This is a genomic window from Phenylobacterium sp. (genome assembly GCF_016793285.1).
Classification (GTDB): Bacteria; Pseudomonadota; Alphaproteobacteria; order Caulobacterales; family Caulobacteraceae; genus Phenylobacterium.
Genome location: NZ_JAEUMO010000149.1, coordinates 1 through 21317 on the forward strand (window position 1 = coordinate 1; position 21317 = coordinate 21317).

General features: G+C 72.1%; 24 protein-coding genes and 1 pseudogene. 19 read left to right on the forward strand and 6 right to left on the reverse strand.

Annotated features, from left to right (window positions below):
* From JNL41_RS13750 to JNL41_RS13810, 13 genes and pseudogenes are all read left to right on the forward strand, one after another.
* Positions 1-141 (forward strand): annotated as a pseudogene (locus tag JNL41_RS13750) (IS481 family transposase); the annotation flags it as partial.
* Between the two features lie 49 nt (positions 142-190).
* The gene (locus JNL41_RS13755; protein WP_293475868.1) at positions 191-1171 is read left to right on the forward strand and encodes an aldo/keto reductase; all 981 of its coding nucleotides are present in this window, start codon (positions 191-193) and stop codon (positions 1169-1171) included.
* Between the two features lie 26 nt (positions 1172-1197).
* Positions 1198-1947 (forward strand): carboxymuconolactone decarboxylase family protein, encoded by a 750-nt coding sequence (locus tag JNL41_RS13760; protein ID WP_293475815.1) that lies wholly within the window; start codon positions 1198-1200, stop codon positions 1945-1947.
* Positions 1944-2417: a cupin domain-containing protein gene (locus tag JNL41_RS13765; RefSeq protein WP_293475817.1), complete on the forward strand. Its 474-nt coding sequence runs from the start codon at positions 1944-1946 to the stop codon at positions 2415-2417. Before JNL41_RS13760 ends, JNL41_RS13765 begins: the two co-directional genes overlap by 4 nt.
* Positions 2418-2437: 20 nt before the next feature.
* Positions 2438-3607 carry a hypothetical protein gene (locus JNL41_RS13770; RefSeq protein ID WP_293475819.1) on the forward strand — a complete coding sequence of 390 codons (1170 nt, stop codon included), beginning with the start codon at positions 2438-2440 and terminating at the stop codon, positions 3605-3607.
* Between the two features lie 109 nt (positions 3608-3716).
* Entirely contained in the window at positions 3717-4640 is a 924-nt protein-coding gene (locus JNL41_RS13775) for a sulfite exporter TauE/SafE family protein (RefSeq protein ID WP_293475821.1), read from the forward strand.
* A complete protein-coding gene (locus JNL41_RS13780) occupies positions 4637-5461 on the forward strand; it encodes a TIGR02186 family protein (protein WP_293475823.1) in 825 nt (274 codons plus the stop codon). The genes JNL41_RS13775 and JNL41_RS13780 overlap by 4 nt, the downstream gene beginning before the upstream one ends.
* Positions 5462-5467: 6 nt before the next feature.
* Complete coding sequence (locus JNL41_RS13785; protein ID WP_293475825.1) at positions 5468-5935, forward strand: DUF3429 domain-containing protein; 468 nt, start codon at positions 5468-5470, stop codon at positions 5933-5935.
* Between the two features lie 136 nt (positions 5936-6071).
* Positions 6072-7244: a cupin domain-containing protein gene (locus JNL41_RS13790; RefSeq protein ID WP_293475827.1), complete on the forward strand. Its 1173-nt coding sequence runs from the start codon at positions 6072-6074 to the stop codon at positions 7242-7244.
* A gap of 145 nt (positions 7245-7389) precedes the next feature.
* On the forward strand, positions 7390-8514 hold the full coding sequence (locus JNL41_RS13795) for a hypothetical protein (RefSeq protein ID WP_293475829.1): 1125 nt from the start codon (positions 7390-7392) through the stop codon (positions 8512-8514).
* Positions 8515-8557: 43 nt separating this feature from the next.
* Positions 8558-9028: a hypothetical protein gene (locus tag JNL41_RS13800; protein WP_293475831.1), complete on the forward strand. Its 471-nt coding sequence runs from the start codon at positions 8558-8560 to the stop codon at positions 9026-9028.
* Between the two features lie 65 nt (positions 9029-9093).
* Positions 9094-9555 carry a hypothetical protein gene (locus JNL41_RS13805; protein ID WP_293475833.1) on the forward strand — a complete coding sequence of 154 codons (462 nt, stop codon included), beginning with the start codon at positions 9094-9096 and terminating at the stop codon, positions 9553-9555.
* Between the two features lie 37 nt (positions 9556-9592).
* Positions 9593-10072: a hypothetical protein gene (locus JNL41_RS13810; RefSeq protein WP_293475835.1), complete on the forward strand. Its 480-nt coding sequence runs from the start codon at positions 9593-9595 to the stop codon at positions 10070-10072.
* Positions 10073-10108: 36 nt separating this feature from the next.
* On the opposite strand, the gene JNL41_RS13815 is transcribed toward JNL41_RS13810, so the two are convergent.
* The 5 genes from JNL41_RS13815 to JNL41_RS13835 form a co-directional block, all read right to left on the reverse strand.
* The gene (locus JNL41_RS13815; protein ID WP_293475836.1) at positions 10109-10285 is read right to left on the reverse strand and encodes a hypothetical protein; all 177 of its coding nucleotides are present in this window, start codon (positions 10283-10285) and stop codon (positions 10109-10111) included.
* 187 nt (positions 10286-10472) lie between these two features.
* Positions 10473-10673, reverse strand: coding sequence for a hypothetical protein (locus JNL41_RS13820; protein ID WP_293475838.1), 201 nt, complete (start codon positions 10671-10673; stop codon positions 10473-10475).
* A 143-nt stretch (positions 10674-10816) separates the two neighbouring features.
* Positions 10817-11221 carry a hypothetical protein gene (locus JNL41_RS13825; protein WP_293475840.1) on the reverse strand — a complete coding sequence of 135 codons (405 nt, stop codon included), beginning with the start codon at positions 11219-11221 and terminating at the stop codon, positions 10817-10819.
* Between the two features lie 231 nt (positions 11222-11452).
* Positions 11453-11902: a hypothetical protein gene (locus JNL41_RS13830; RefSeq protein WP_293475842.1), complete on the reverse strand. Its 450-nt coding sequence runs from the start codon at positions 11900-11902 to the stop codon at positions 11453-11455.
* A gap of 77 nt (positions 11903-11979) precedes the next feature.
* Entirely contained in the window at positions 11980-13803 is a 1824-nt protein-coding gene (locus tag JNL41_RS13835) for an alpha/beta hydrolase (RefSeq protein WP_293475844.1), read from the reverse strand.
* A 183-nt stretch (positions 13804-13986) separates the two neighbouring features.
* On the opposite strand from JNL41_RS13835, the gene JNL41_RS13840 reads away from it, so the two are divergent.
* Positions 13987-14535, forward strand: coding sequence for an RcnB family protein (locus JNL41_RS13840; protein ID WP_293475846.1), 549 nt, complete (start codon positions 13987-13989; stop codon positions 14533-14535).
* Between the two features lie 20 nt (positions 14536-14555).
* Here the strand turns inward: JNL41_RS13840 and JNL41_RS13845 are convergent, their stop codons facing one another.
* Positions 14556-15569 (reverse strand): DUF4118 domain-containing protein, encoded by a 1014-nt coding sequence (locus tag JNL41_RS13845; protein ID WP_293475848.1) that lies wholly within the window; start codon positions 15567-15569, stop codon positions 14556-14558.
* 63 nt (positions 15570-15632) lie between these two features.
* On the opposite strand from JNL41_RS13845, the gene JNL41_RS13850 reads away from it, so the two are divergent.
* The 5 genes from JNL41_RS13850 to JNL41_RS13870 all read left to right on the forward strand — a co-directional run bounded on the left by JNL41_RS13850 (position 15633) and on the right by JNL41_RS13870 (position 21312).
* Entirely contained in the window at positions 15633-15809 is a 177-nt protein-coding gene (locus JNL41_RS13850; protein WP_293475850.1) for a hypothetical protein, read from the forward strand.
* A gap of 56 nt (positions 15810-15865) precedes the next feature.
* Positions 15866-17503, forward strand: a complete 1638-nt coding sequence (locus JNL41_RS13855; protein WP_293475852.1) for an amidohydrolase — start codon at positions 15866-15868, stop codon at positions 17501-17503.
* Positions 17504-17604: 101 nt separating this feature from the next.
* Positions 17605-18090: a pyridoxamine 5'-phosphate oxidase family protein gene (locus JNL41_RS13860; protein WP_293475853.1), complete on the forward strand. Its 486-nt coding sequence runs from the start codon at positions 17605-17607 to the stop codon at positions 18088-18090.
* Positions 18091-18371: 281 nt separating this feature from the next.
* The gene (locus tag JNL41_RS13865) at positions 18372-19130 is read left to right on the forward strand and encodes a Crp/Fnr family transcriptional regulator (RefSeq protein ID WP_293475854.1); all 759 of its coding nucleotides are present in this window, start codon (positions 18372-18374) and stop codon (positions 19128-19130) included.
* Between the two features lie 127 nt (positions 19131-19257).
* Positions 19258-21312, forward strand: coding sequence for a M13-type metalloendopeptidase (locus tag JNL41_RS13870; RefSeq protein ID WP_293475856.1), 2055 nt, complete (start codon positions 19258-19260; stop codon positions 21310-21312).
* The last annotated feature ends 5 nt before the right edge of the window (positions 21313-21317 follow it).

Below are 21317 nucleotides of genomic sequence, written 5' to 3' on the forward strand. Positions count from 1 at the left end.
AGCTCGGACCGTCGCGCCGTCGACCTGCCGATCTGGCTCCACCGCTACAACTGGCATCGCCCGCACGGCGGGATAAAATCCCAGACGCCCATCAGCCGCCTCGGCCTCAACCGAGACAACCTATTGAGCCTCCACACCTAGATTACCCCTCGACACCGCCGGCCCGTCGGCCGGCGCGCGAGGGATGACGATGAAGATGCGACAGTTGGGCCGGAGCGGCCTGGAAGTCTCCGCCATGGGGCTCGGCTGCATGGGCCTCAGCTTCGGCATCGGCGAGGGGGTGTCGAAGGCAGAAGGCGTGGCGCTGGTGCGCGCCGCCATCGACCGCGGCGTCACCTTCTTCGACACCGCCGAGGCCTACGGCGCCGTCAACGAGGAACTGCTTGGCGAGGCGGTGTCCGGGGTCCGCGATCGAGTCGTCCTGGCCACCAAGTTCGGCTTCAGGGACGGCGCGCCCGCCAAGGGCGTGGACAGCAGGCCGGCGCGGATCGTCGAGGTGGTCGACGCATCGCTCAGGCGGCTCGGGACCGGCCACATCGACCTCCTCTACCAGCACCGCGTCGACCCGGAAGTCCCGATGGAGGACGTCGCCGGAACCGTGAGAGACCTGATCCAGGCCGGGAAGGTGCGGTTCTTCGGCCTGTCCGAGGCCGGGCCCGAGAGCATCCGGCGGGCCCACGCGGTGCAGCCTGTCGCCGCCCTCCAGAGCGAGTATTCGTTGTGGTGGCGGCAGCCCGAGGCCGAGATCCTGCCGTTGCTGGAGGAACTCGGCATCGGCTTCGTCCCCTTCAGTCCGCTGGGGAAGGGGTTCCTGACCGGGACCATCGACGAGACCACCACCTTCGGAGCGACCGACTTCCGCAACGTGGTCCCCCGCTTCGCGCCGGAGGCCCGCAAGGCCAACCAGGCGCTCCTCGCAGGGCTGGACGGGATCGCCGCCGCGAAGGGCGCGACCAAGGCGCAGATCGCCCTGGCGTGGCTCCTCGCGCAGAAGCCCTGGATCGTCCCGATCCCCGGCACGACCAAGCTCCGCCGGCTGGAGGAGAACCTCGCCGCGGCCAGTCTGGACCTGAGTCCCGAAGACCTGCGGGCGATCGACGAAGCCCTCTCGCAGGTCGAGGTGCAGGGCGAGCGATACCCAGCGGAATATGGAAAGCTCGCAAATCGCTAGCCGGGCCTGAGCCCCGGGAGGATCGGATGACAATCACGGCTCTTTCACTGGGCGCGCTCCTCGCCGCCGCCGCGATGGAGACGCCGCCGGCGCCGGCGGCGGGTCCGTCCGGACCGTTGCAGCAGAAGCTCGCGCCCGCACTGGCCCGCTATACCGACGATGTGCTGTTCGGAACCGTCTGGCCTTCGCCGGGCCTCTCGCCCCGCGACCGCAGCCTCATCGTCATCTCGGCCCTGATCGCGACCAACAAGCCGGCCCAGCTCACCGGCCACCTGAACCGCGCGCTGGCCAACGGGGTGACCCCCGTCGAGGCCTCCGGCGTCCTGACCCACCTCGCGTTCTATGCGGGCTGGCCGAACGCCGTCTCGGCGCTGGAGGTCTACGACCGCGTCTATACGGACAGGAAGATCGACGTCGCGGCCTTGCAGGCGAAGGTCGGGCGCCTGGCGGACGACGACGGGTTCGGCCGCTCCGCGGAGGCCGCGCTCGCGCCGACGGCGCCGAAGTTCGCCAGGCTCAGCGAGGAGGTGGTCTTCGGCGACCTCTGGCGAAGGTCGGACCTCTCCGCCCGCGACCGCGCCCTGGTGACCATCGCCGCGCTCACCGCGATGGGCGAGGCCGACCAGCTCGCACCCTACCTCCGGCGCGGACGCGAGGCGGGACTGAAGCCGGCGGAAGTCACCGAGGCCATCACCCATCTTGCCTTCTACGCCGGCTGGCCGCGGGCGACCGAGGCGCTCGGCAGCGTCGCCCGCACCCTGGAGGCGAAGCCGTGAACGGGCTCATCCTGGCGTTCCTGGCGCTCGCCGCGCCTGCCGCCGCCCAGGAGGTCGAGGTTCAGCGGCAGGGCTCGCCGCCCGCCCGCAAGGGACCCGCGGAAACCTTCGTCGGTTCGGTGTGGCTGGAGGGGCCGTTCCGGGGGCGCGGCGACGCGCGCGTGGGCGGCGCGACCGTGAGCTTCGAGCCGGGCGCGCGGACGGCATGGCACTCGCATCCGCTCGGCCAGACCCTGATCGTCACGCGGGGCTGCGGGCTGGTGCAGGGCGAAGGGAGCCCTCCCATGGCGATCCGCCCCGGCGACGTGGTCTGGATTCCGGCCGGGAAGCCGCACTGGCACGGCGCGGCGCCCTCGTCGTCGATGAGCCACGTCGCCATCAGCGAGAGCCTCGATGGCCGGAGCGTGACGTGGATGAAGCATGTCGAGCAGCAGGCCTACTCCGATGCCGCCCGCGGCTCGCCATGCTGACCGTCCCGCAGCAGCCGAAGATGGCCGGATCCGCTCGCCGGCGCCGTTGCTCGGCCTGCGCCGCCTCCGTCCTGGCGATCGGCGCGATCGCGACGGCGGGCGTCGCCACCGCCCAGACCTTCACGTCGCTGCAGACGCCGTCGACCCCGCTGGTCCTGAAGTCCCGGGGCAGCTTCTTTGTCGGTGGCCGCTCGGTCGAGCAGAGCGCGGACGAGATCCTGCTGGGTCCGGACGACAGCGTCACCGTCGACCAGATGTATGTCGAGTACATGCTGCCGATGGGCCCGACGAAGATGCCGGTCGTCCTGATCCACGGCGCCACCCTGAGCGGCAAGAGCTACGACACCACCCCCGACGGCCGGATGGGCTGGTATGAGTATTTCGTCCGCCGCGGGCGCCCGACCTACGTGGTCGATCAGGTCGGACGGGCACGCTCGGGGTTCAACCAGGCCGCGCTCAACCGCAGACTTGCCGGCGACGCCGGCGCGGTGGCGACGCCCGTGGCGCCGACCGGCCCTGGCGCGCCCAGCGCCGCCGCGCCGGGGGCGTTCCGCCTCGGCGACAGGATCGGCGTCTGGAAGAACTTCCGCTTCGGTCCGCGGTACGGCGAGGCCTTCCCGGACACCCGGTTCCCGACCGGAGCGGCGGGCGAACTCTCCAAGCAGGCCATCCCCGACCTGACCTCGCAGGTTCCCCAGCCGAACCCCACGCTCGGGGCGCTGTCCAGGCTCGCCGCCGACCTCGGCGGCGCCGTGCTGGTCAGCCACTCGCAGTCGGGCCCCTTCCCCATGGACGCCGCCCTTGCGGACGCGACGGGCATCCGGGGCATCGTGGCCCTGGAGCCGGGCGCCTGCCGCGCCACCTACGGCGACGAGCAGATCGCCAGTCTCGCGAAGATTCCGACGCTGATCGTCTTCGGCGACCACCTTTCGGCGCCGACCGGCCTGGGCGCCCTCACGTGGCAGGGTCGCCTCGACGGGTGCCGCGCCTATGCGGCGCGGATCAAGGCGGCCGGCGGCCGGATCGAAATCGTCGAGACGCCGGACCTGGGCGCGCGCGGCAACACCCACATGCTCATGCAGGACACCAACAACCTGCAGATCGCCGACGCCGTGCTCGCGTGGATCGACAGGATGGCGCCGCGGCCGCCCTCACCGGGAACGCCGGCCGAAGGTCCGCCTGGCCCTTAGCGACACCCCGCGCCGGCGCTTCATGGGGCCATGCCGCGCGCCGGCTTCCCCGTCCGCCTGAATCGATGACAGTCTGGACGCGGCCGCCGTGCAGGAACTAGGCAGGACCGTGGACATCTACCTGCCGATCGCCGAGGTCGCGGTGAACGCGCCGCTCATCGTCGCGCTGGGCGCGCTCGTGGGCTTCATCTCGGGCATGTTCGGGATCGGCGGCGGGTTCCTGATGACGCCGATGCTGGTGTTCCTCGGCATCCCGGCGCCGGTCGCGGTCTCCTCGATGGCCAACCACGTCGCCGCTTCGTCCATGTCGAGCGTCATCGCCTACAGCCGCCGGCGCGCCGTCGACCTGCGGATGGGCGCGGTGCTGGCCGCGGGCGGCGTGGCGGGTGCCTTCCTGGGCGTCGAACTCTTCCGGTGGCTCAGGCTGCTCGGCCAGGCCGATCTCGTCGTGGCGCTCTCGTACCTGCTGTTCCTCACCGTGATCGGCGGGCTGATGCTGATCGAGAGCCTGGGGACGATCCTGCGCCGCCGCCGCGGCGAGACGCAGCCGCCGCGCCGCGACCGCCGCCCGGTCTGGCTCTACGGCCTGCCGCTGAAGATGCGCTTCCCGCGCTCGCGGCTCTACATCAGCGTGATCCCGCCGGTGCTGCTGGGCGCCTTCGTGGGCATCCTGTCGGCGATCATGGGCGTCGGCGGCGGCTTCATCCTGGTGCCGGCGATGATCTACGTCCTGCGCATGCCGGCCGGCATGGTGGTGGGCACCAGCCTGCTGCAGATCATCATCACCGCAGGGCTCACCGGCGTCCTGCAGGCCGGCCGCAACCAGACCGTCGACATCGTGCTGGCGACCCTGCTGCTGCTCGGCGGCATCGTCGGCGCGCAGTTCGGGGCGCGCGCCTCCTCTCGCTTCCGGGCCGAGGAACTGCGGGCGATCCTGGCGCTGATCGTGCTGATGGTCGGCCTGCGCATGGGCCTCGGCCTCTTCCTCACGCCGGAAGAGCCGTTCGTCCTGCTCTCGGGGGCGAACGGATGACCGCCGCGCTCGCCTTCGCCGCGGCGCTGGCCGCCGCGCCCGGCCCGCCCTCGCCGCCGCTGCCGCCGTCGCCGGCGGCCTCGACGACGCCGGTGATCTCCGCGGCGCTCACCGACACCAACGTGCAGGTGAAGTCCGACTTCCGCGGCGCCCGCATCGTCCTCTACGGCGCGGTCTTCGACGCCGCCGCCCGACCCTCCGACGTGGTGATCCTGGTGCGCGGCCCCGAGCAGCCGGTGCGCCTGACCCGCAAGCAGCGGGTCGCCGGGCTCTGGCTCAACAGCCGCCCCGTCGTCTTCCGCGGCGCGCCGGGCTTCTACCGCGCCGCCTCGAACCGGCCGCTGGGGGACATCGCCAACTTCGGCGTCCTGCGCCGCCTGGGCGCCGGCGTCGACCACCTCACCATCAACGCCCCGGAGGAACAGCGCACCGAGACCCGCTACGGCGTGAGGGACGTCGTCGTCAGCCGCCTGGGCTCCGACTACTTCGTCTGGCGCCGCGCGGTGGTGCGCCTGAAGGAGAAGGCCGGGCTCTACCACGAGGACGACGAGGGCGTGCGCTTCGTCGACCGCGGGCTCTTCCGCGCCGAGATCGCGCTGCCCACCGGGGCGCCCACCGGCGTCTACCGCGCCGACATCCTGCTGTTCCAGAACGGCGTCGCCGTTTCGCGGCGCATCCGCACGCTGACGGTGGAAAAGGTCGGGCTCGAAAGGGCTCTTTACGTGTGGGCGCATGAGAGGCCATGGTCCTACGGTCTGGCCGCCATGGCGTTCGCCATGCTGGCCGGTTGGGCGGCCTCGGCGGCATTCCGGAGAGACTGATTGCTCATGGATGACGTGCGGCCCGCCCGGCGGGCGGAGTCCATTCCGGCAGCACTCTGGGCCATCGCCCTGCTGGCGCTCGCGCCCTTCCCGGTCCTGGCCATCCTCTACAGCTACGGCCCAGCCGACCTGATGCGGCCCGCGCTGACGGCGCTGCTGGGCTGGAGCGCGATGGTGCTGTCGTTCCTGGGCGGCGTCCGCTGGGGGCTCGAGACCCGCGAGCCCAGCCCGCGCGTCAACCGCCAGCTCTTCTCGGCCATGTGCGCGGTGGCCGCCTGGGTGGTGCTCATGGCCCGCGGCCGCGCGCCCGACACCTGGATCATGGCCGGCTTCATCGGCGCCTTCCTGATCCAGTGGCTGTTCGATCACCAGACGCCGGACACCCCCAGCCGCTATCCGCTCCTCTCGACCGCCATGACCAGCGCCGCCTGCATCTCGCTGGCGCTCGCGCTCGAGAAGGCGATGCACGCCTAGCGGCGCAGTGGCCCGCAGCCTGCGTGGCTTGAAACCGACCTGGATCGCTTGGCCGCAGCCGTTCGTCGCGCTGCGGCGTGACAGCGTCCGGCGAACCTGCTTACGCCATCCGCAGCCGAGCCTCGGGGGAGGATAGATGCTGCTGGAGGACGCCGAACAGACGCTGGCCGCGGTGCTGGCGCCGCTGAGCGTCGACGCCTTCGTCGACGAGGTCCTGCCGGGCGGCTTCCGCCTCCTGCGCCACGACGCCGACGCGGCGCGGGGCGGGCTGCTGGGTCCCGATCCGGCGGGGACGCTGGCGAACGCCGTCCACCTCGCCGGGAAGCTGACCTGGCACTCGGCGAACGCGCTCGGCCCGGCGCCCTCGCTGGCCGACGTCGCCGACGCCGCCGACTTCCGCGAGCGCATCGCCGCCTTCCACGCGCTCAACTACTCGGTCCGCTTTCCCGACCTGCGCCCGCTGTCGCCGGCCCTGGACGAGATCGCCCGCGCGCTGGAGGTGATGCTGCATGCCCCGGTCACCGTCTCGGCGTTCTGGAGCGTCTCGGGCATGCGCGCGCCGGTGCATTACGACGACCACGACCTGATCGTCATCCAGCTCGAGGGGAACAAGCGCTGGCACGTGGCGCGCCGGGCCTCCGACCTCTTCAACCCGTGGAAGGGCGTCGACGGCAATCCCCCCGACCTGGGCGACCACGAGACCGTCGACGTGCGGCCGGGCGACCTCGTCTACCTGCCGCGCGGCACGTTCCACACGGTCGACTCGACCGAGGAGTCGCTGCACGTCGCCATCGGCTTCACGCCGCTGACCGTGCGCGAGGCGCTGGTCGCGGCGCTGGACCACCTTTCCGATCTCGACCGACCCCTGCGGGCCACCCTGCCGCGCCGTGGGCTCGCCCAGGTGGGCCCGCCGACGCTGGCCGCCGCCGGCCGGCTCCTGGAGGCGGTGCGCAACCCGGCCTTCCTCTCGGCCGCCCTCCAGCGCCGCGCCGCGCGCACGGTGGGCGACCTGCAGCCCCTGCCGCGCCCGACCGCCACGCCGGTCATCGGCCTCGACAGCGAACTCGCCCACGCGCCGGGCGCCACCAGCCACCTCTCGGCCGGCGCCGACACCCTCGACTTCGCCTTCCCGGGCGGCCACCTCTACATCCATCGCGGGGTCCAGGACGCGGTGCTGTTCGTCGCCGACACGCCGTGCTTCCGCGTCCGCGACCTGCCGGGCGGCCTGGCCGACGAGGTCAAGCTGGCGCTGTGCGCCCGGTTCCTGGAGGTGGGTTTCCTGCGGTTGGAGGAGATATGCAACGCGTAGCTGTATTGCCTACAATGTATGGTATTTATCTGAGATAATTCAGATAGTTAGTTCTCATATTACGTGCGTTTCCCTTCATTTCGCCGTAAGGCTTGGCGGCTAAGCTGGCGCTTTCAGGGGTGTCTTCCGCTCGAAGGGCGGACCGATGAAGCAGAAGCAGGCGCACAAGCCATATCGAAGCCTGGTCGCGCTCAACAAGACCGGCTCGACCACGCGGGTCCTCAACCTCGCCATGGTGGCGCGGACCTACGGGACCACGCCCGAGCATTCTGCCCAGCCCTTCTTCAAGTCGCTTCTGCTCAATCGGGGGATTGTGCTGAAGCACCGGTTGCGGGCCGACGATGCGCCGCTCTTGAGCGGTCGCACCGGCACGGCCACCAAGGTCATCATTCCGTTCGACCCCAAGAATCTGGGCGCGGGGGGCGCCTCGTTCCTGGTGGGCGAGAAGGGATGGTTCGACCTGGTGGAGGAGCTCTCGGATAGTGACGAGAACTTCGCCCGCGACCGTTCTCTTCTGGAGTGCCTGGACGGCCTGCCGTCGTTCGACCCGTTCCTGCTGCGCGAGCATCTGCGGCGCTCGGGCTTCCGGCCGGCCGACTGCTACTTCGCCATCTCGGCCCACGACCGCGAACGCATGCGCCGCTTCGTCGAGGTGGAGATCGGCCGGCTGATCGACCTCGCCTACCAGGGCCACCGCATCGGCGACCGCTCGTCGGGCAAGCTGGTCGAGATCCTGCTGGCCTCCGACACCGACGAGCGCCTGGAGCCGCTGCGCCTGACGCTGCGGCTGGAAGGCGACGCCTACCGCGAGGGCATCTTCAGTTGGAAGGGCTTCCTCTACTACAAGTGGGTGCTCTCGGACCTGATGGTCGCGCTGAAGCAGGTGATCGCCGAACTGGGCCAGCTCGAGGTCTCCGACAGCGTCAGCACCGAGGTCCGCACCTTCGTCGCCCAGTCGCGCTCGCGCCTGCAGCGCACGATCCACCGCCGCGTCCGCGACGTCGGCCTGACCCTCCAGACCTACGACGACGCCTTCGCCAAGCTGACGGGCAACGGCGACGGGATGGCGTTCCGCGAGTTCCTGCTGGCCTCGCCGGCGATGTTCCTGGAGCTCGGCGAGCGGGTCGGCATGATCTCGCACATCGCCAGCTTCTGGCGCTACCGCTTCCCGACCGGCACGCCGCTGCGCGCCGGGGCCGAGGACATCCTGGACCTGCTCCAGGACTTCGAGACGGGCCTCGCCCAGCCCTCGCTCTACCTCGCCGCGTAACGCCGATTCGCCTTCCACGCTGAGTGGAGGCATGATGAGGCCCATGAGCCTCGCCAGCCTCTTCGGCCTGCGGCCTCGTGAGGGCCGCGCCCACGATCCGACCCGTCCGTGGGCCGGGCCGGCGGACGCCACCCCGATCCACGGCTTCCTGGACCAGCGCGGCGTGCCCTGGCGCGTCCCGCGCGGCGAGCTCGTCGAGCGCTTCGGCGTCACCGACGGCGCGATCCCGATCGCGACGCCGCGCCCCGTCCTGCCCGGCCTGGTCGGGACCCTGACCACACCCGCCGGCCTGCCGGCCAGCCTGCCCGCCGACGTGTTCACCGGCCTCGTCCGGCTGGGCGGAACCCCCGCCGCCGACGTGCGCCAGGTCGCCGACGAGGTCAGCCAGTACCTGGGCCGCGCCCGGGTCGAGGAAAGCCGAACCGGCGCGGAATGCCTCTGGCGCTTCGGCGCCGCCTCCCTGTCGCTCCGCAGCACGCCGGACGGCTGCGAGATCTGCATCCGGACTGCATAGGACCGCCCAGCCTTCGCCACGGTCGCGGCGCGCCCTGATCACGGATCCGTGATCGGGAGGCTCGCGTGCGCACCATCGTCATCCTCAGCCTGGCGGCCATGGCGCTCGCCGGCTGCCAGAAGAAGGAGGAGGCTCCCGCGGGGGCGGCCTTCGACAGCCGCACCGGCCTGTTCGCGACAAAGGGTCGGTACATTGGCGTCGGCCTCTACCGCCCCGATCACCTGTGGGCGCGGCTCAGACCCGCGCCCGCGCCGCACGCGGGCGCGGCGGCGCCGGGACCCGTACCGGCCTCCACGGATGACGACGACCAGATCATCGTCGTGGTCGACTCGAAGACCGGCGAAGTCCGCCAATGCGGGAACCTCTCCGGGCACTGCATCGCCCTCGATCCCTGGGCCACGACCAGCGACGGGGGCGGCACGCCGGTCATGCTGGCCAAGAACAACGCGCTGCTGGCCGCGGAGGCCCAGGCGCAAGCGGAGGCCGCGGCGGCGAAGGCGGTCGACGCAGGACGCCGCGCCAAGTAGCGTCCCATCGCGTTGCGTCGGCAGAGTTGGCGGACCGATGACCGAGACCTATGCGCCCCTGACCCTCGGCGGCGGCTGGCGCGCCTGGACGGCGCTGGTCGTCCAGCTCGTCGCCACGATCTCGCTGATGCTGACCTTGCCGGCCTTCGTCGTCTGGCAGGTGTGGCGCGAGGCCGAGACGCTGAGGCGCGAGTGGACCGTCGCCGGCCCGCCCTGCGACACGGTCGGCGCGCCCGCCGAATGGGCCACCAACCACGGCAAGGGCCCGCGGACCTTCAGCTATGGCGGCGCCTCGTTTACCCGGCAGTTCGCGGCGGTGAGCTGCGCCGTCGTGCCCGAGGCGTGGTGGTGGCCCCGCGAGAGCTACACCGTCTGCATGTTCAACAACCCGGGCGCGGTGACCGTCGGCGCCGTGGACGGCCCCGTCACGTTCCAGCCGCCCCGCGGCCAGCGCGCCACCGTCACCGTCCGCCATGGCCAGGCCACCTGCGTCGTCGGCGGCCGCTTCAACCTCTGACCGCGCCGTCCCGGCGCGCGGCGGGCCGGGACCGCGTCAGGTCCCGCAGTTGCCCTCGGGCTGGAGCTGGAACTCGGCGTAGGCGCGCCAGCAGTCGGCCCGGTCGCGCTCGGTCTTCCACTGCCAGGCCAGGAACGCGCACATCGCCGCGAGCGCCACGGCGAGCGCGGTCAGCACACGGAGAGCAGTGATGGTCGGCGAGCCCCTCGGCATCAGGGAGGCTTTGGCCGATGCGGCCGGCCAGGGCAAGGGCCGCTCCCGAAATCGTCGGCGACCGTTCGGCGACCGGGTCCGAACCCTAGGGCGCGCTGCGTGATACGGGAATCAAGCAGCGCGCTCTTGATTCTTGATTTCGCATCGCTCTCGCCGAAAACCGGCGGCCACTTTTCGGCACGATGCTCTAGGCGGCGGGCTCGGCCGCGCCATCCACGACGCCCACCCGGCGCTCGCCCTGCCAGACCTCCACCCGAGCCGAACTCGAATGCTCGGACAGGACCCGGCGCGCGCGCACGAGCGCGCCGGGGTCGTCGGCGCATTCGAACGTCTCGAACCCGGTCGACGAGCCGTCGCCACGGTACGGGTAGAAGGTGAAGAGGGGCATGTCGGAACTCCGCACGCGGCGTGAGTACGGGGACGGTCCCTGTCTCTCGGTCACCGGCCTGACATCCGGGGACGGCTTGACTATACACCTTTCGCGGGGCGGTTGAGTCCGCAACCCGACAGTCGAGCTGCAAGGCCGGGATCTCAGGCAGGCGTGCCGCCCCGGCGGTCGAGGGCCGCCGAGAGCCGGGCCATGGCGCGGCCCAGTTGCACGCGCAGCTCGTTCGCGGTCACCAGCACCGGGGCCGAGACGCCCCAGAAGATCATCAGGGCGATCACCGCGCCGTGCTGGGCCACGCCGTGCGGCGCCAGGAACAGGCGGAAGCCGATCGCGCCGCCGCCCAGCAGCACCAGCGCGCCGCAGAACGGGCCGCGGACAAGGCCGGCGACCAGGACGGCGGCCACGTAGAGCATGAACGGCGAGAGCGCCCCGAGCTGCGGCGTCAGCGCGACCCGCGCCAGCGTCGTGGCGACCAGGAGGATCGCGGCCACGACGATGCTGATCGCCGCCTGCACGGTCCTGGAAGACCAGATCCTGGTTCCCGACATGATCAGCACCTTGGGCGTAGGCGCCCGTTCCGCGCAACCGCCTTCGCCGCTCGCGCGAACGACAGGCCGGCGGGGATCGCCAAGAGGTTCCGGCCACCCGTGGAAGCCGGGACGCGCGGGAGGTCGCATGGGGGCTCTCGCCCGCCCGTCCGGCCTGCGCGGAGTCCACGGGTGGCCGGCCTTCTGGCGCGGGACACGGACCCGCGCCAAAACTCCGGGCCTCAGGCCGGGCTAGGCGCCGGCCGGCGCGGCGGGCTGAACGGGCGGCGCCGCGTCGCAGCTCTTGCCCGAGTAGAGGCCGGCCAGCAGCGCCTTGCGGGTGTTGGCCGTGTTGATCGTCTCGGCCGCCTGGGCCTTGACCTGCTCCGCGCGCTGGCGGGCCATGCTCGACATCTGGTTCGCCGCCTGGCCGAGGCCCGGCATGCGGCCCAGAAGGCCGGTGCGCAGCATGCCTTCGACCGCCACGGTGCCGGCGACGCCGGCGCCCTTGGCCGAACCCTCGGCCTTGTTGGCCTGGGCCGTCGCTTCGCCGATCACCTGGTCCATCCGGCCGCTCTCGGCGGCGATGGCGGCGCAGTCCATCTGAGCGTCGGTCGGATAGCTGACCTGCAGCGCGTCCGCAGCGAACGCCGGGCCGGCGATGAGCGCGCAGATGGCGCCCACAGTGAGAAACCTGTTCATTTCAACGCCCCCATGAATACCCCAATGGTCGGAGGCTACGTCGGGGACCGCAGGGCGCCCTCCCCCGATTGGGGGTGTCAGGCGGCGAGGAGCGCGGCCAGTTCGGCGGGGTGCGTGAACTGCGGCAGGAGCCCGGCGCCTTCGAGCCGGGTGACGCGCACGTCGCGCACGCCCAGCCAGGTCGGTTCGACCAGGCCCAGCAGGTCGGTGGAGAGCGCCACCGTCCAGGTCCGCTCGGGCAGGTCCCGCGGCGACCAGCCGTGGGCGTAGACCGCGTGCTCGGCGGCGAAGCCGTGGGCCGAGCGGGCGCACAGGGCCTGGATGTCGCGGATCAGGAAGCGCGCGACCGCCGGGTCGCGGACCGCGTGCGCGTCGATCGGGATCTGGCCCAGCGTCTTGTCGAGCATGCGTTCGAGAAGCTGCGTCGTCGTCTGCCGGCGCAGGAACTCGGCGAACGTCGCCACCAGCTCGGGGTTGCGCAGCAGGCGCCGCTGGACCGCGGCCACGAACGTCGTGCGCTCGTCGTCCAGGCGCATCGGCGGGTGCGGGTTCAGCAGCACGGCGCGTCCCAGCAGCTCAGGACACGAGCGCGCGAACTCCAGCGCCACGGGCACGCCGGTGTCGCGGGCCAGCATGTGTACGGACTTCAGTTTCAGCCGCTCGACCGCCGCGGCCATGTCGGCGGCGCCGGCGGTCACGTAGTCGCCGTTCGCCGGGTCGGTGAGGCCGAAGCCCGGACGCTGGATCACCAGGGGCCGCAGCCCCGCCGCGACCAGCCGCGCGCGGAACCCCTCCGGCAGCCGCCGGCCGGCGGCCGAGCCGTGGAGGATGAACACCGGCTCGGCGTCGTAGGGGCCGTAGTCGATGAGCGCGATCCGCCGGTCGCCGCACAGCGAGGGCATGACCCGCAGGCGGCCGCCGCCCTCCTCGACGCCGAACACGGGCTCGGCGGCCGAGGCGAAGGCGACGAGCTCGCGCGCCTCGGCCAGCAGGCGCGCCAGATCCTTGGCGCCCCTGGCGTTGGTCTTGGCCAGGACCGACTTCATGTGCGTCTTGACGGTCTCGGCGCTGAGGCTGAGCGTCTGCGCCGCTTCCGGCGCGGTCGCGCCCTTGGCCACCCGGGCCGCGACGCGCGCCTCGGCGGGGGTGAGGCCCAGGGCGGTCTCGGCCAGCCCCTCGTCGTCGGCGGGTTCGCCCTGCGCGGCGCACATCACCCCGATCAGGCGGGCGATCAGCTCGGGCGTGCGGCGCACGCCCAGCTTGGCGTTGATCCGGCGCAGCGCATCGCGGGCGGTCTCGCGGCCCACGCCGATGTCGGCCGCCGCCACGTCCAGGTTCGGCGCGAAGAGCAGCGCCTCCGCCAGCCGCGCCTCCAGGGCCGTGAGGTCCAGGGTCCGCGCCGCGCGCCGCGCCAGCTCGGACGATCGCGACGGCGCGCTCACCACCACGACCAGCCGCTCGGGCCCGGCCGCCAGCGCCGCGACGGCTTCCGCGTCCAGCGGCCAGCGCGCGGCGGCGCGGGCGTCGCCCACCCAGGCGGCGAAGGCCACGCCGGCGGCGCCCTCGACCAGGCTCACCACCGGCCCTCCGCGAAGCGCGCGCTTGAGGAGCGGCCGCAGGTCGACCGAATCCGGGAACAGCGCCAGGTAGGCTGTGTCGGCATGGAACACCTCGCCCCGCGCGCTGACCACCGCGGCGGCCAGGGTGAGCCGGTCGGCGATCGCGCCGGCCACCGGCGGCAGGGCCTCCGCCGCGGCGCTCAGCGCCTCGCGCGCACGGCCCGTGTCGGCGAGGAGCGCGTCCTCCACCTCGGCCCAGGAATCGAGCAGCAGCCGCACCGGCGCGCCGCCGGGGGCGCCGGCGCGAAGCAGGTCGGACAGCCTGGGGGGATTCCCACTCATCTCGCGCTCGTGACTACGCTCGGGACGGGGTCCCGGTTGCAGGCGTGGTCGTACACCTTTGCTGCAATCCGCGCGCCACTCTCGGCCGGCCCGGGATGAACCGATCCCGCCGTCGGGGGTTCAGCACGGGTTCAGGGCGAGGGACGCCCAATCCCCGACGCTGGGGAAACCCGAGGATCAACCATGAAGCATCTGTTGTTCGCCGCCGCCGCCCTGGCGGCCGCCGCGGGCCCGATCGCGGCGTCCGCACAGCCGGGCCACGACCGGCGCGACCACGAGCGGCGCGAGGACCGCCGCGACCTGCAAGAGGACCGCCGCGAGTATCGGGACGACCGCCGCGACGCGCGCCGGGACGGCCATGTCTCGGACCGCGAACGCCGCGAACTCAGCCGCGACCGCGCCGACATCCGCCAGGGCCAGCGCGAGCTGCGCTACGACCGCCGCCGGGCCGAGACCTGGCGCGGCCGCTCCGAGTGGCGCAGCTACCGCGGCGCGCGTCCCGGCTACTGGTACGCGCCGGGCTACGGCTACTACCCCGTGCAGCGGGGCTACGCCTGGCGTCGCGGGGCCTACGTGCCGCGCGCCTATCGCGGCTACTACGTGCAGGATCCCTACTACTACGGCCTGCGCGCCCCGCCCCGCGGCTACCGCTGGGTCTATGCGGACGGCAACTTCGTGCTGATGGCGCTCGCCACCGGGCTCATCGCCGAGGTGCTGCTCGACCGCTACTAGGTCCTTCGACGGCCCCGGCGTCAGTGGAGCGTGGCGGCCGCGGCGTCGCCGGCCGCCCCGCCGCCGCGGGGCATCGACAGCACCAGCGCCGAGCCGGCCGCGTCGGTCCGCAGCGTGAGCGCCGCGCCGAGCTGTTCGGTCATCGCGCGCAGGAGATAGCCGTTGCTGACCGAGACGAGCGCGCCCTCCGCGCCCTCGTCCACGCCCGAGATGGCCACCTCGGCCTGCCGCGCCCTGGCGTCGAAGCGGACGCGCATCCGCCCCGGCGCCCTGGCGTCCAGCAGGGCGCCCAGGCACTCGGCGAGGGCCACGCTGAGCGACGTGGTCTCCTCCAGACTGAGCTTCAGGCCCGAGGGCTCCACCTCGATGCGTTCGGCCGGCTGGTCGCGTTCGGCGCAGATGGCGCGCGCCAGCGCCGCGGCGAAGGCGTCGAAGTCCACCCGTTCGTCGCCGCGCCCGCCGAGTTCGCGGTGGACGCGGGAGATCAGCACCGAGCGCTCCATGGCGCGGCGCAGGCTGTCGGCCACCTGCGGCTCGGGCTCGCCCTTGGCCTGCAACGCCAGCACGCCGGCGACCAGGCGCATCTGGTGGCTCATGCGCTCGTTCAGTTCGCGGAACAGGGCGGCATGGTTGTCGGCCACCGCCTTCGAGCGGCCGAGTTCCCGCGACAGCTCGCGCAGCGCGCCGGTGGCGCCGGTGACGATGGTGATCACGACCGCGCAGGTCAGCGCGAAGAACAGGAAGGCCGTCAGCACGTTCGGCGTGAACTTCCACGCGTAGGTCGGCTCGACGAAGCACCAGAAGCCCAGCGCGGCCGAGACCGTCGCCGCGGCGATCGAGGGCGCGCGGCCGAAGGCATAGGCCGACAGGATCACCGCCGGGTAGAAGGCCGAATAGGCGAGGCCGCCGCCCAGCATCCCCTGCATCGGCGCGCGCACGGCGAAGGCGACGGCGACCATCACCGCGGTCCAGACCCAGGGCATGGCGGGCGAAAGGCGGGCCAGGACCGGAAAACGCTCGGACAGACGGAACATTCCCCAGGGCCTAGCACACGGCGCGCTGGCATGCTTCAGCGAAGCGGCCGAAAGGTGGCCCCCATGACCGACCGGGACGTCTATCTCAAGCTCGCCGCCGTCGCCGAGGAGCTGGCCAAGCTCGCGGAGGAGGCCGAGACCTACGTGGGCAACGCCGCCCTGCACACGGCGGCCAGCACGATCGCGGGCACCGCCAAGGCCGTCTACGACCACATCGTGGGCGGCGAAGGCTCGCACTGACCCGGCCCCGCGGCGCCGCCGCTGGCCCGCCCAGCGAAAATCGCTAGCCTGCCGGCATGAGACTCGCGCCCGCCCTTGCGCCCGCCGCCGCCATCGTCCTGATCGCCGCCCCGGCGCTCGCGCAGGACCTCGTGATCGCAGGCGGGCCGATCTACACCGGCGTCCCCGGCCGGCCGTCCGCCGGGATGGTCGTCGTGCAGGACGGCCGCATCGCCTACGTCGGCGACGACGGCGCGAAGGTGAAGCTGAAGCCGGGGACCCGGCGGATCGACCTCGCGGGCGCCGCGCTCTACCCGGGCTTCACCGACGGCCACGCCCACCTGCGCGGCATCGGCGAGCGCGAGCTGTCCCTGAACCTCGAAGGCGCGAAGTCGGCCGCCGAGGCCGCCGCGCGCGTGAAGGCCTACCTCGCCGCGCGCCGGCCGGCCGGTCCGGTCTGGGGCCGCGGCTGGATCGAGACCGGCTGGCCCGAAGGCCGCTTCCTCGAACGGTCCGACATCGACCCCGTCGCCCCCGACCAGCCGGTGCTGCTGGTGCGCGCCGACGGCCACGCCCTGGTCGCCAACTCGGCCGCGCTGAGGGCCGCCGGCATCGACGAGACCACCGCCGCGCCCCCCGGCGGCGCGATCCAGAAGGACGCCGCCGGCCGCCTCACCGGCATGCTGGTCGACAACGCCATGGAACTGGTCGCGACGCTCCAGCGCGCGCCCACCGAGGCCGACCGCCGCGCGGCCTTCGACGCGGCGTTCCGGGTCGAGGCTGCCTACGGCTGGACCGGCGTGCATTCCATGAGCGTGGCCTGGGCCGACGTCGGCCTGCTGGAGGCGCTCGACGCCGAGGGCAAGGCGCCGCTGCGCGTCTACAACGCCGTCGACGTCGAACAGGCCGGCCCCCTGTTCGCCGGCGGACCGCGCGCCACCCGCGGCGGGCGCATCACCACCCGCGCGATCAAGCTCTACGAGGACGGCGCACTCGGCTCGCGCGGCGCGGCGCTGTTCGAGCCCTACGCGGACGCCCCGGCCACCACCGGCCTGGTCCGCACGCCGGAAGCGCAGATGCGCGCGGCGATGGAGAAGGCCAAGGCCGCCGGCATCCAGGTCGCCACCCACGCCATCGGCGACCGCGGCAACGCCGACGTGCTGGACCTCTACGCCGGCCTGGGGGCGAAGGACCTGCGCTGGCGCATCGAGCACGCGCAGATCGTGCGGCCGGCCGACATCGCGCGCTTCGCGGACCTCGGCGCGATCGCCTCGATGCAGCCCAGCCACGCCATCGGCGACCTGCACTTCGCGCCGGCCCGCCTGGGCGACGCGCGCCTGGCCGGCGCCTATGCCTGGGAGGGCATGCGCAAGGCCGGCGTCACGGTCGTCGGCGGCTCGGACGCCCCGGTCGAGCGCGGCGACCCGCTGATCGAGTTCTACGCGGCGGTGGCGCGCAAGGACCTCGCCGGCTTCTCCGCGCCGAACTGGCGCCCGGAACAGAAGCTCAGCCGCGCCGAGGCCCTGGCCCTGTTCACCTCGGCCGCCGCCTACGCGCGCTTCGCCGAAAAGGAGCTGGGCACGATCGAGGTGGGCAAGCGCGCCGACCTCTCGGCGTTCTCCGTCGACCTGATGACCGCCCCCGAGGCCGAGATCCCCAAGGGCCACGCCACGCTCACGGTCGTCGACGGCAGGGTCGTCTACCGCAGGCCCTGAGCGGGCGTCGGCGGGGACGGGCGGGACGGGGCTTTCGCGCCGGGTCCGGAACAGGGCGCGGGTCGCGCCGGTTGGGGCTGCACCCACGACCGGAGAACGACATGACCCTGAGCTACAACGACGTCCAGGACCGCCTCTGGAGCGCCATCGAGCACAACAACACCGGCATGCTGGGGCTCGCCGGCGACCGGCATCATTTCCAGCCCATGACCGCCTTCGTCGAGCGCGACACCCACGCGCTGTGGTTCTTCACCAAGAACGACACCGACCTGGCCCAGGCGATCGGCGCCGGCGGCGAGGCGGCCTTCGTCTTCGTGGACCGCAAGCTGCAGGCCTGCATCGACGGCCGCCTGAGCCTGGACCACGACCGCGGCCGCATCGACAGGTACTGGAACGCCCACGTCGCGGCCTGGTATCCGGACGGCAAGGACGACCCGTCGCTCACCCTGTTGCGGCTCGACGTGACGGAGGCGGCGGTGTGGATCACCGAGGGCGGGCTGCTGAAGTACGCGTTCGAGGTGGCCAAGGCGAACGCCGCCGGGACGATCCCCGACGTCGGCGAGCGGCGCGACCTCAACTTCCACTGAGGCGGAGGCCACGCGCGCGGGGCGCGGGCGAACATCCACGGCGCCGGGTCAGCAAAAGTCGATGCGTGCTGATTCGGCGTCGGCGGGGTCACGCAGCTATAGTTGCGTCGACTATCCGACAATCGGTGAAGCTCATGCGGACCTGCTCTGATGATCGGCGCGCGGTCGATTTGACGGCAATTCACCAGCGGGCCGCCATCAGAGTCGAGTACTCGACAGTCTTGTGCCGCGCGCGTCGATAACTTGAAACCGAAGCCGTACAGCGGCGTTTCAAGTCCCCGATGCAGAGGCCCGTCCCCGCTTTGCAGAACAGCCTGCTCGAAGCTCTGCCTCCGGCCGACCTGGCGCTGTTCGCCCCCCAACTCGTCCCCGTGGAGCTCGAGCGCGGGCGGCTGCTCTACGATCCGGGCGATCCGATCGAGCACGTCTTCTTCCCGCACGACGGGGTGATCTCGCTGATGACCCTGATGGAGAACGGCGCGGCGATCGAGTCCACGACCATCGGCCCCGAGGGCGCGCTGGGGCTGATGGCCGCGGTGGCGCCGCGCCAGTCGCTGAGCCGCGCCATCGTCCAGACGCCGCTGCGCGCCGCCCGCATCGGCGCCGAGCGCCTGCACGAGGCGTGGGAGAGGAGCCCGGCGCTGCGCGACCTCGTCGACCGCCACACCGAGGCGCTCTACGGCCACGCGATCCAGTCGGTCGCGTGCAACGCCCTGCATTCGGTGGAGGAGCGGTTCTGCCGCTGGCTGCTGACCTGCCACGACCGCATCTCGACCGACACCATCGCGCTCACCCAGGAGTTCCTGGCCGACATGCTGGGCGTCCAGCGGACCACCGTCACTGCGGTCGCCCGCTCGCTCCAGGAGAAGGGCATGATCCGCTATCGCCGCGGCGTCGTGGACGTGGTGGACCGCCAGGCCCTGCAGCAGTTCACCTGCGAGTGCTACGGCGTCATCCGCGGCACCTACAGGCGCCTGCTGGGCTCCGAGCCGCCGGCGGAGAAAGGCGAGCGCCCGCCGCGGCGCGCCGCCGGCGGATAGCCGGCCCGACCGCCGCTCGTCGCGCAGCCATTGCGCGGCACGGATTTTCCTCGTTTCTTGCGCGCCTTCCCGCTTCCGGCCCCGGAAGCGGCGCAACGAGATCGAGAAAAGACCGATGATTCCTGGAATGCGCAAAATCCTGCTTGCCGGAGCGGCCCTCACGCTCCTGGCCGGCGCCGCCCCGCTCGCGGCCCGCGCCGCCGACGCCCCCGACACGCCGTCGCTGGCGTCTCCGAAGTACGGGACCTGGGGCTTCGACCTGTCGGGCATGGACCGCTCGGTGAGGCCGGGCGACGACTTCTTCAAGTTCGCCAACGGCAAGTGGGACGAGCGCACCCAGATCCCGGCCGACCGCACGCGCTACGGCAACTTCAACAAGCTGCGCGAACTCAGCGAGAACCGGATGCACGCGATCCTCGAGGACGCGAAGGCCGGCAGGCTGAACGACCCCGACGCCGCCAAGATCGCCGCCGGCTACGCGGCCTTCATGGACGAGGCGCTGGCGGAGAAGCTGGACGCCAGGCCGATGGCCCCCGAGCTGGCCCAGATCCGCAAGGTGACGTCCAAGGCGCAGTTCACCGCCCTGATGGCCAGGGCCAACACCACCGGCTTCACCAGCATCTTCCCGCTGGGCATCCAGGTCGACCAGAAGACCACCACGAAGTACGCGGTCTACACCGGCAACGCGGGCCTGGGCCTGCCCGACCGCGACTACTACCTGCAGCCCGGCTTCGCGGCGAAGAAGGCCAAGTACCAGGAGTACGTCCAGCAACTCCTGACCATGGCCGGCTGGGACCGGCCGGCCGAGAACGCCAGGGCCGTCGTCGATTTCGAGACCAGGCTGGCCGAGGCGAGCTGGAGCCGGATCGAGCGCCGCGACCGCGACAAGACCTACAACCCGATGACGCCGGCGGAGCTCGCCGCCTACACGCCGGGCTTCGACTGGAAGACCTACCTGGCCGCCAGCGACGTGCCGCAGGCGAACCGCATCGTCGTGACCACCAACACCGCCTTCCCCAAGGTGGCGAAGATCTACGACGAGACCTCGCTCGACACGCTCAAGGCCTGGCAGGCGTTCCACCTGGCCGACACCGCAGCCCCCTTCCTCTCCAAGCGCTTCGTCGACGCCAACTACGCCTTCCGCCTGAAGGAGCTGGCCGGTCAGCCCGAGCAGCAGGCGCGCTGGAAGCGGGCCGCCGCCTTCATGGACGGCTCGATCGGCGAGTCGCTGGGCCGCGTCTACGTCGCCCGCTACTTCCCGCCGGAAGCCAAGGTGAAGATGGACGCGCTCGTGGTCGACATCCGCACCGCGCTGCACGCCCGCATCGAGAAGCTGGCCTGGATGAGCCCCGAGACCAAGACCCGGGCGCTGGAGAAGCTCAACAGGTTCGGCGTGAAGATCGGCTACCCCGCCACGTGGCGCGACTATGCGAAGCTCGATCTCAGGGCCGGCGACCTCTACGGCAACGCCAAGCGCACCGGCGTCTTCCAGTGGAAGCGCCAGCTCGACCGCCTGAACGGCCCGGTCGACAAGACCGAGTGGGGGATGACCCCTCAGACGGTGAACGCCTACTACAACCCGCCGAACAACGAGATCGTCTTCCCGGCCGCGATCCTGCAGCCGCCGTTCTTCGACCCCGACGCGGACCCCGCCATCAACTACGGCGGCATCGGCGGCGTGATCGGCCACGAGATCAGCCACGGCTTCGACGACCAGGGCCGCAAGTCCGACGGCGACGGCACGCTGCGCGACTGGTGGACGGCCGAGGACGCCCGCAAGTTCAAGATCCAGGCCGACCGCCTGGGCGCCCAGTACTCGGCCTTCGAGCCGCTGCCCGGCGCCAAGGTGCAGGGCGGCCTCACCATGGGCGAGAACATCGGCGACATGGGCGGCCTGTCGCTCGCGCTCGACGCCTACCACGCCTCGCTGAAGGGCCGGCCGGCGCCGGTCATCGACGGCCTGACGGGCGACCAGCGCGTGTTCCTGGGCTGGGCGCAGGTGTGGCGCGAAAAGGCCCGCGACGAGTACCTGCGCCAGCAGGTGGTCACCGACCCGCACTCGCCGGCCTACTACCGCGTGAACGGCACCATCCGGAACATCCCCGGCTGGTACGACGCCTGGAACATCCAGCCGACCGACAAGCTCTATGTCGCGCCCGCCGAGCGCGTCGACATCTGGTGACGATC

Bases quoted from the DNA above. Each gene is read 5' to 3' on its own strand.
- JNL41_RS13785 (WP_293475825.1), top strand. From the start codon at position 5,468: ATGGATGACGTGCGGCCCGCCCGGCGGGCGGAGTCCATTCCGGCAGCA.
- JNL41_RS13795 (WP_293475829.1), top strand. From the start codon at position 7,390: ATGAAGCAGAAGCAGGCGCACAAGCCATATCGAAGCCTGGTCGCGCTC.
- JNL41_RS13840 (WP_293475846.1), top strand. From the start codon at position 13,987: ATGAAGCATCTGTTGTTCGCCGCCGCCGCCCTGGCGGCCGCCGCGGGC.
- JNL41_RS13830 (WP_293475842.1), bottom strand. From the start codon at position 11,902: ATGAACAGGTTTCTCACTGTGGGCGCCATCTGCGCGCTCATCGCCGGC.
- JNL41_RS13780 (WP_293475823.1), top strand. From the start codon at position 4,637: ATGACCGCCGCGCTCGCCTTCGCCGCGGCGCTGGCCGCCGCGCCCGGC.
- JNL41_RS13820 (WP_293475838.1), bottom strand. From the start codon at position 10,673: ATGCCCCTCTTCACCTTCTACCCGTACCGTGGCGACGGCTCGTCGACC.
- JNL41_RS13835 (WP_293475844.1), bottom strand. From the start codon at position 13,803: ATGAGTGGGAATCCCCCCAGGCTGTCCGACCTGCTTCGCGCCGGCGCC.
- JNL41_RS13850 (WP_293475850.1), top strand. From the start codon at position 15,633: ATGACCGACCGGGACGTCTATCTCAAGCTCGCCGCCGTCGCCGAGGAG.
- JNL41_RS13865 (WP_293475854.1), top strand. From the start codon at position 18,372: ATGCAGAGGCCCGTCCCCGCTTTGCAGAACAGCCTGCTCGAAGCTCTG.
- JNL41_RS13800 (WP_293475831.1), top strand. From the start codon at position 8,558: ATGAGCCTCGCCAGCCTCTTCGGCCTGCGGCCTCGTGAGGGCCGCGCC.
- JNL41_RS13815 (WP_293475836.1), bottom strand. From the start codon at position 10,285: ATGCCGAGGGGCTCGCCGACCATCACTGCTCTCCGTGTGCTGACCGCG.
- JNL41_RS13770 (WP_293475819.1), top strand. From the start codon at position 2,438: ATGGCCGGATCCGCTCGCCGGCGCCGTTGCTCGGCCTGCGCCGCCTCC.
- JNL41_RS13855 (WP_293475852.1), top strand. From the start codon at position 15,866: ATGAGACTCGCGCCCGCCCTTGCGCCCGCCGCCGCCATCGTCCTGATC.
- JNL41_RS13810 (WP_293475835.1), top strand. From the start codon at position 9,593: ATGACCGAGACCTATGCGCCCCTGACCCTCGGCGGCGGCTGGCGCGCC.
- JNL41_RS13845 (WP_293475848.1), bottom strand. From the start codon at position 15,569: ATGTTCCGTCTGTCCGAGCGTTTTCCGGTCCTGGCCCGCCTTTCGCCC.
- JNL41_RS13860 (WP_293475853.1), top strand. From the start codon at position 17,605: ATGACCCTGAGCTACAACGACGTCCAGGACCGCCTCTGGAGCGCCATC.
- JNL41_RS13825 (WP_293475840.1), bottom strand. From the start codon at position 11,221: ATGTCGGGAACCAGGATCTGGTCTTCCAGGACCGTGCAGGCGGCGATC.
- JNL41_RS13870 (WP_293475856.1), top strand. From the start codon at position 19,258: ATGCGCAAAATCCTGCTTGCCGGAGCGGCCCTCACGCTCCTGGCCGGC.
- JNL41_RS13760 (WP_293475815.1), top strand. From the start codon at position 1,198: ATGACAATCACGGCTCTTTCACTGGGCGCGCTCCTCGCCGCCGCCGCG.
- JNL41_RS13790 (WP_293475827.1), top strand. From the start codon at position 6,072: ATGCTGCTGGAGGACGCCGAACAGACGCTGGCCGCGGTGCTGGCGCCG.
- JNL41_RS13755 (WP_293475868.1), top strand. From the start codon at position 191: ATGAAGATGCGACAGTTGGGCCGGAGCGGCCTGGAAGTCTCCGCCATG.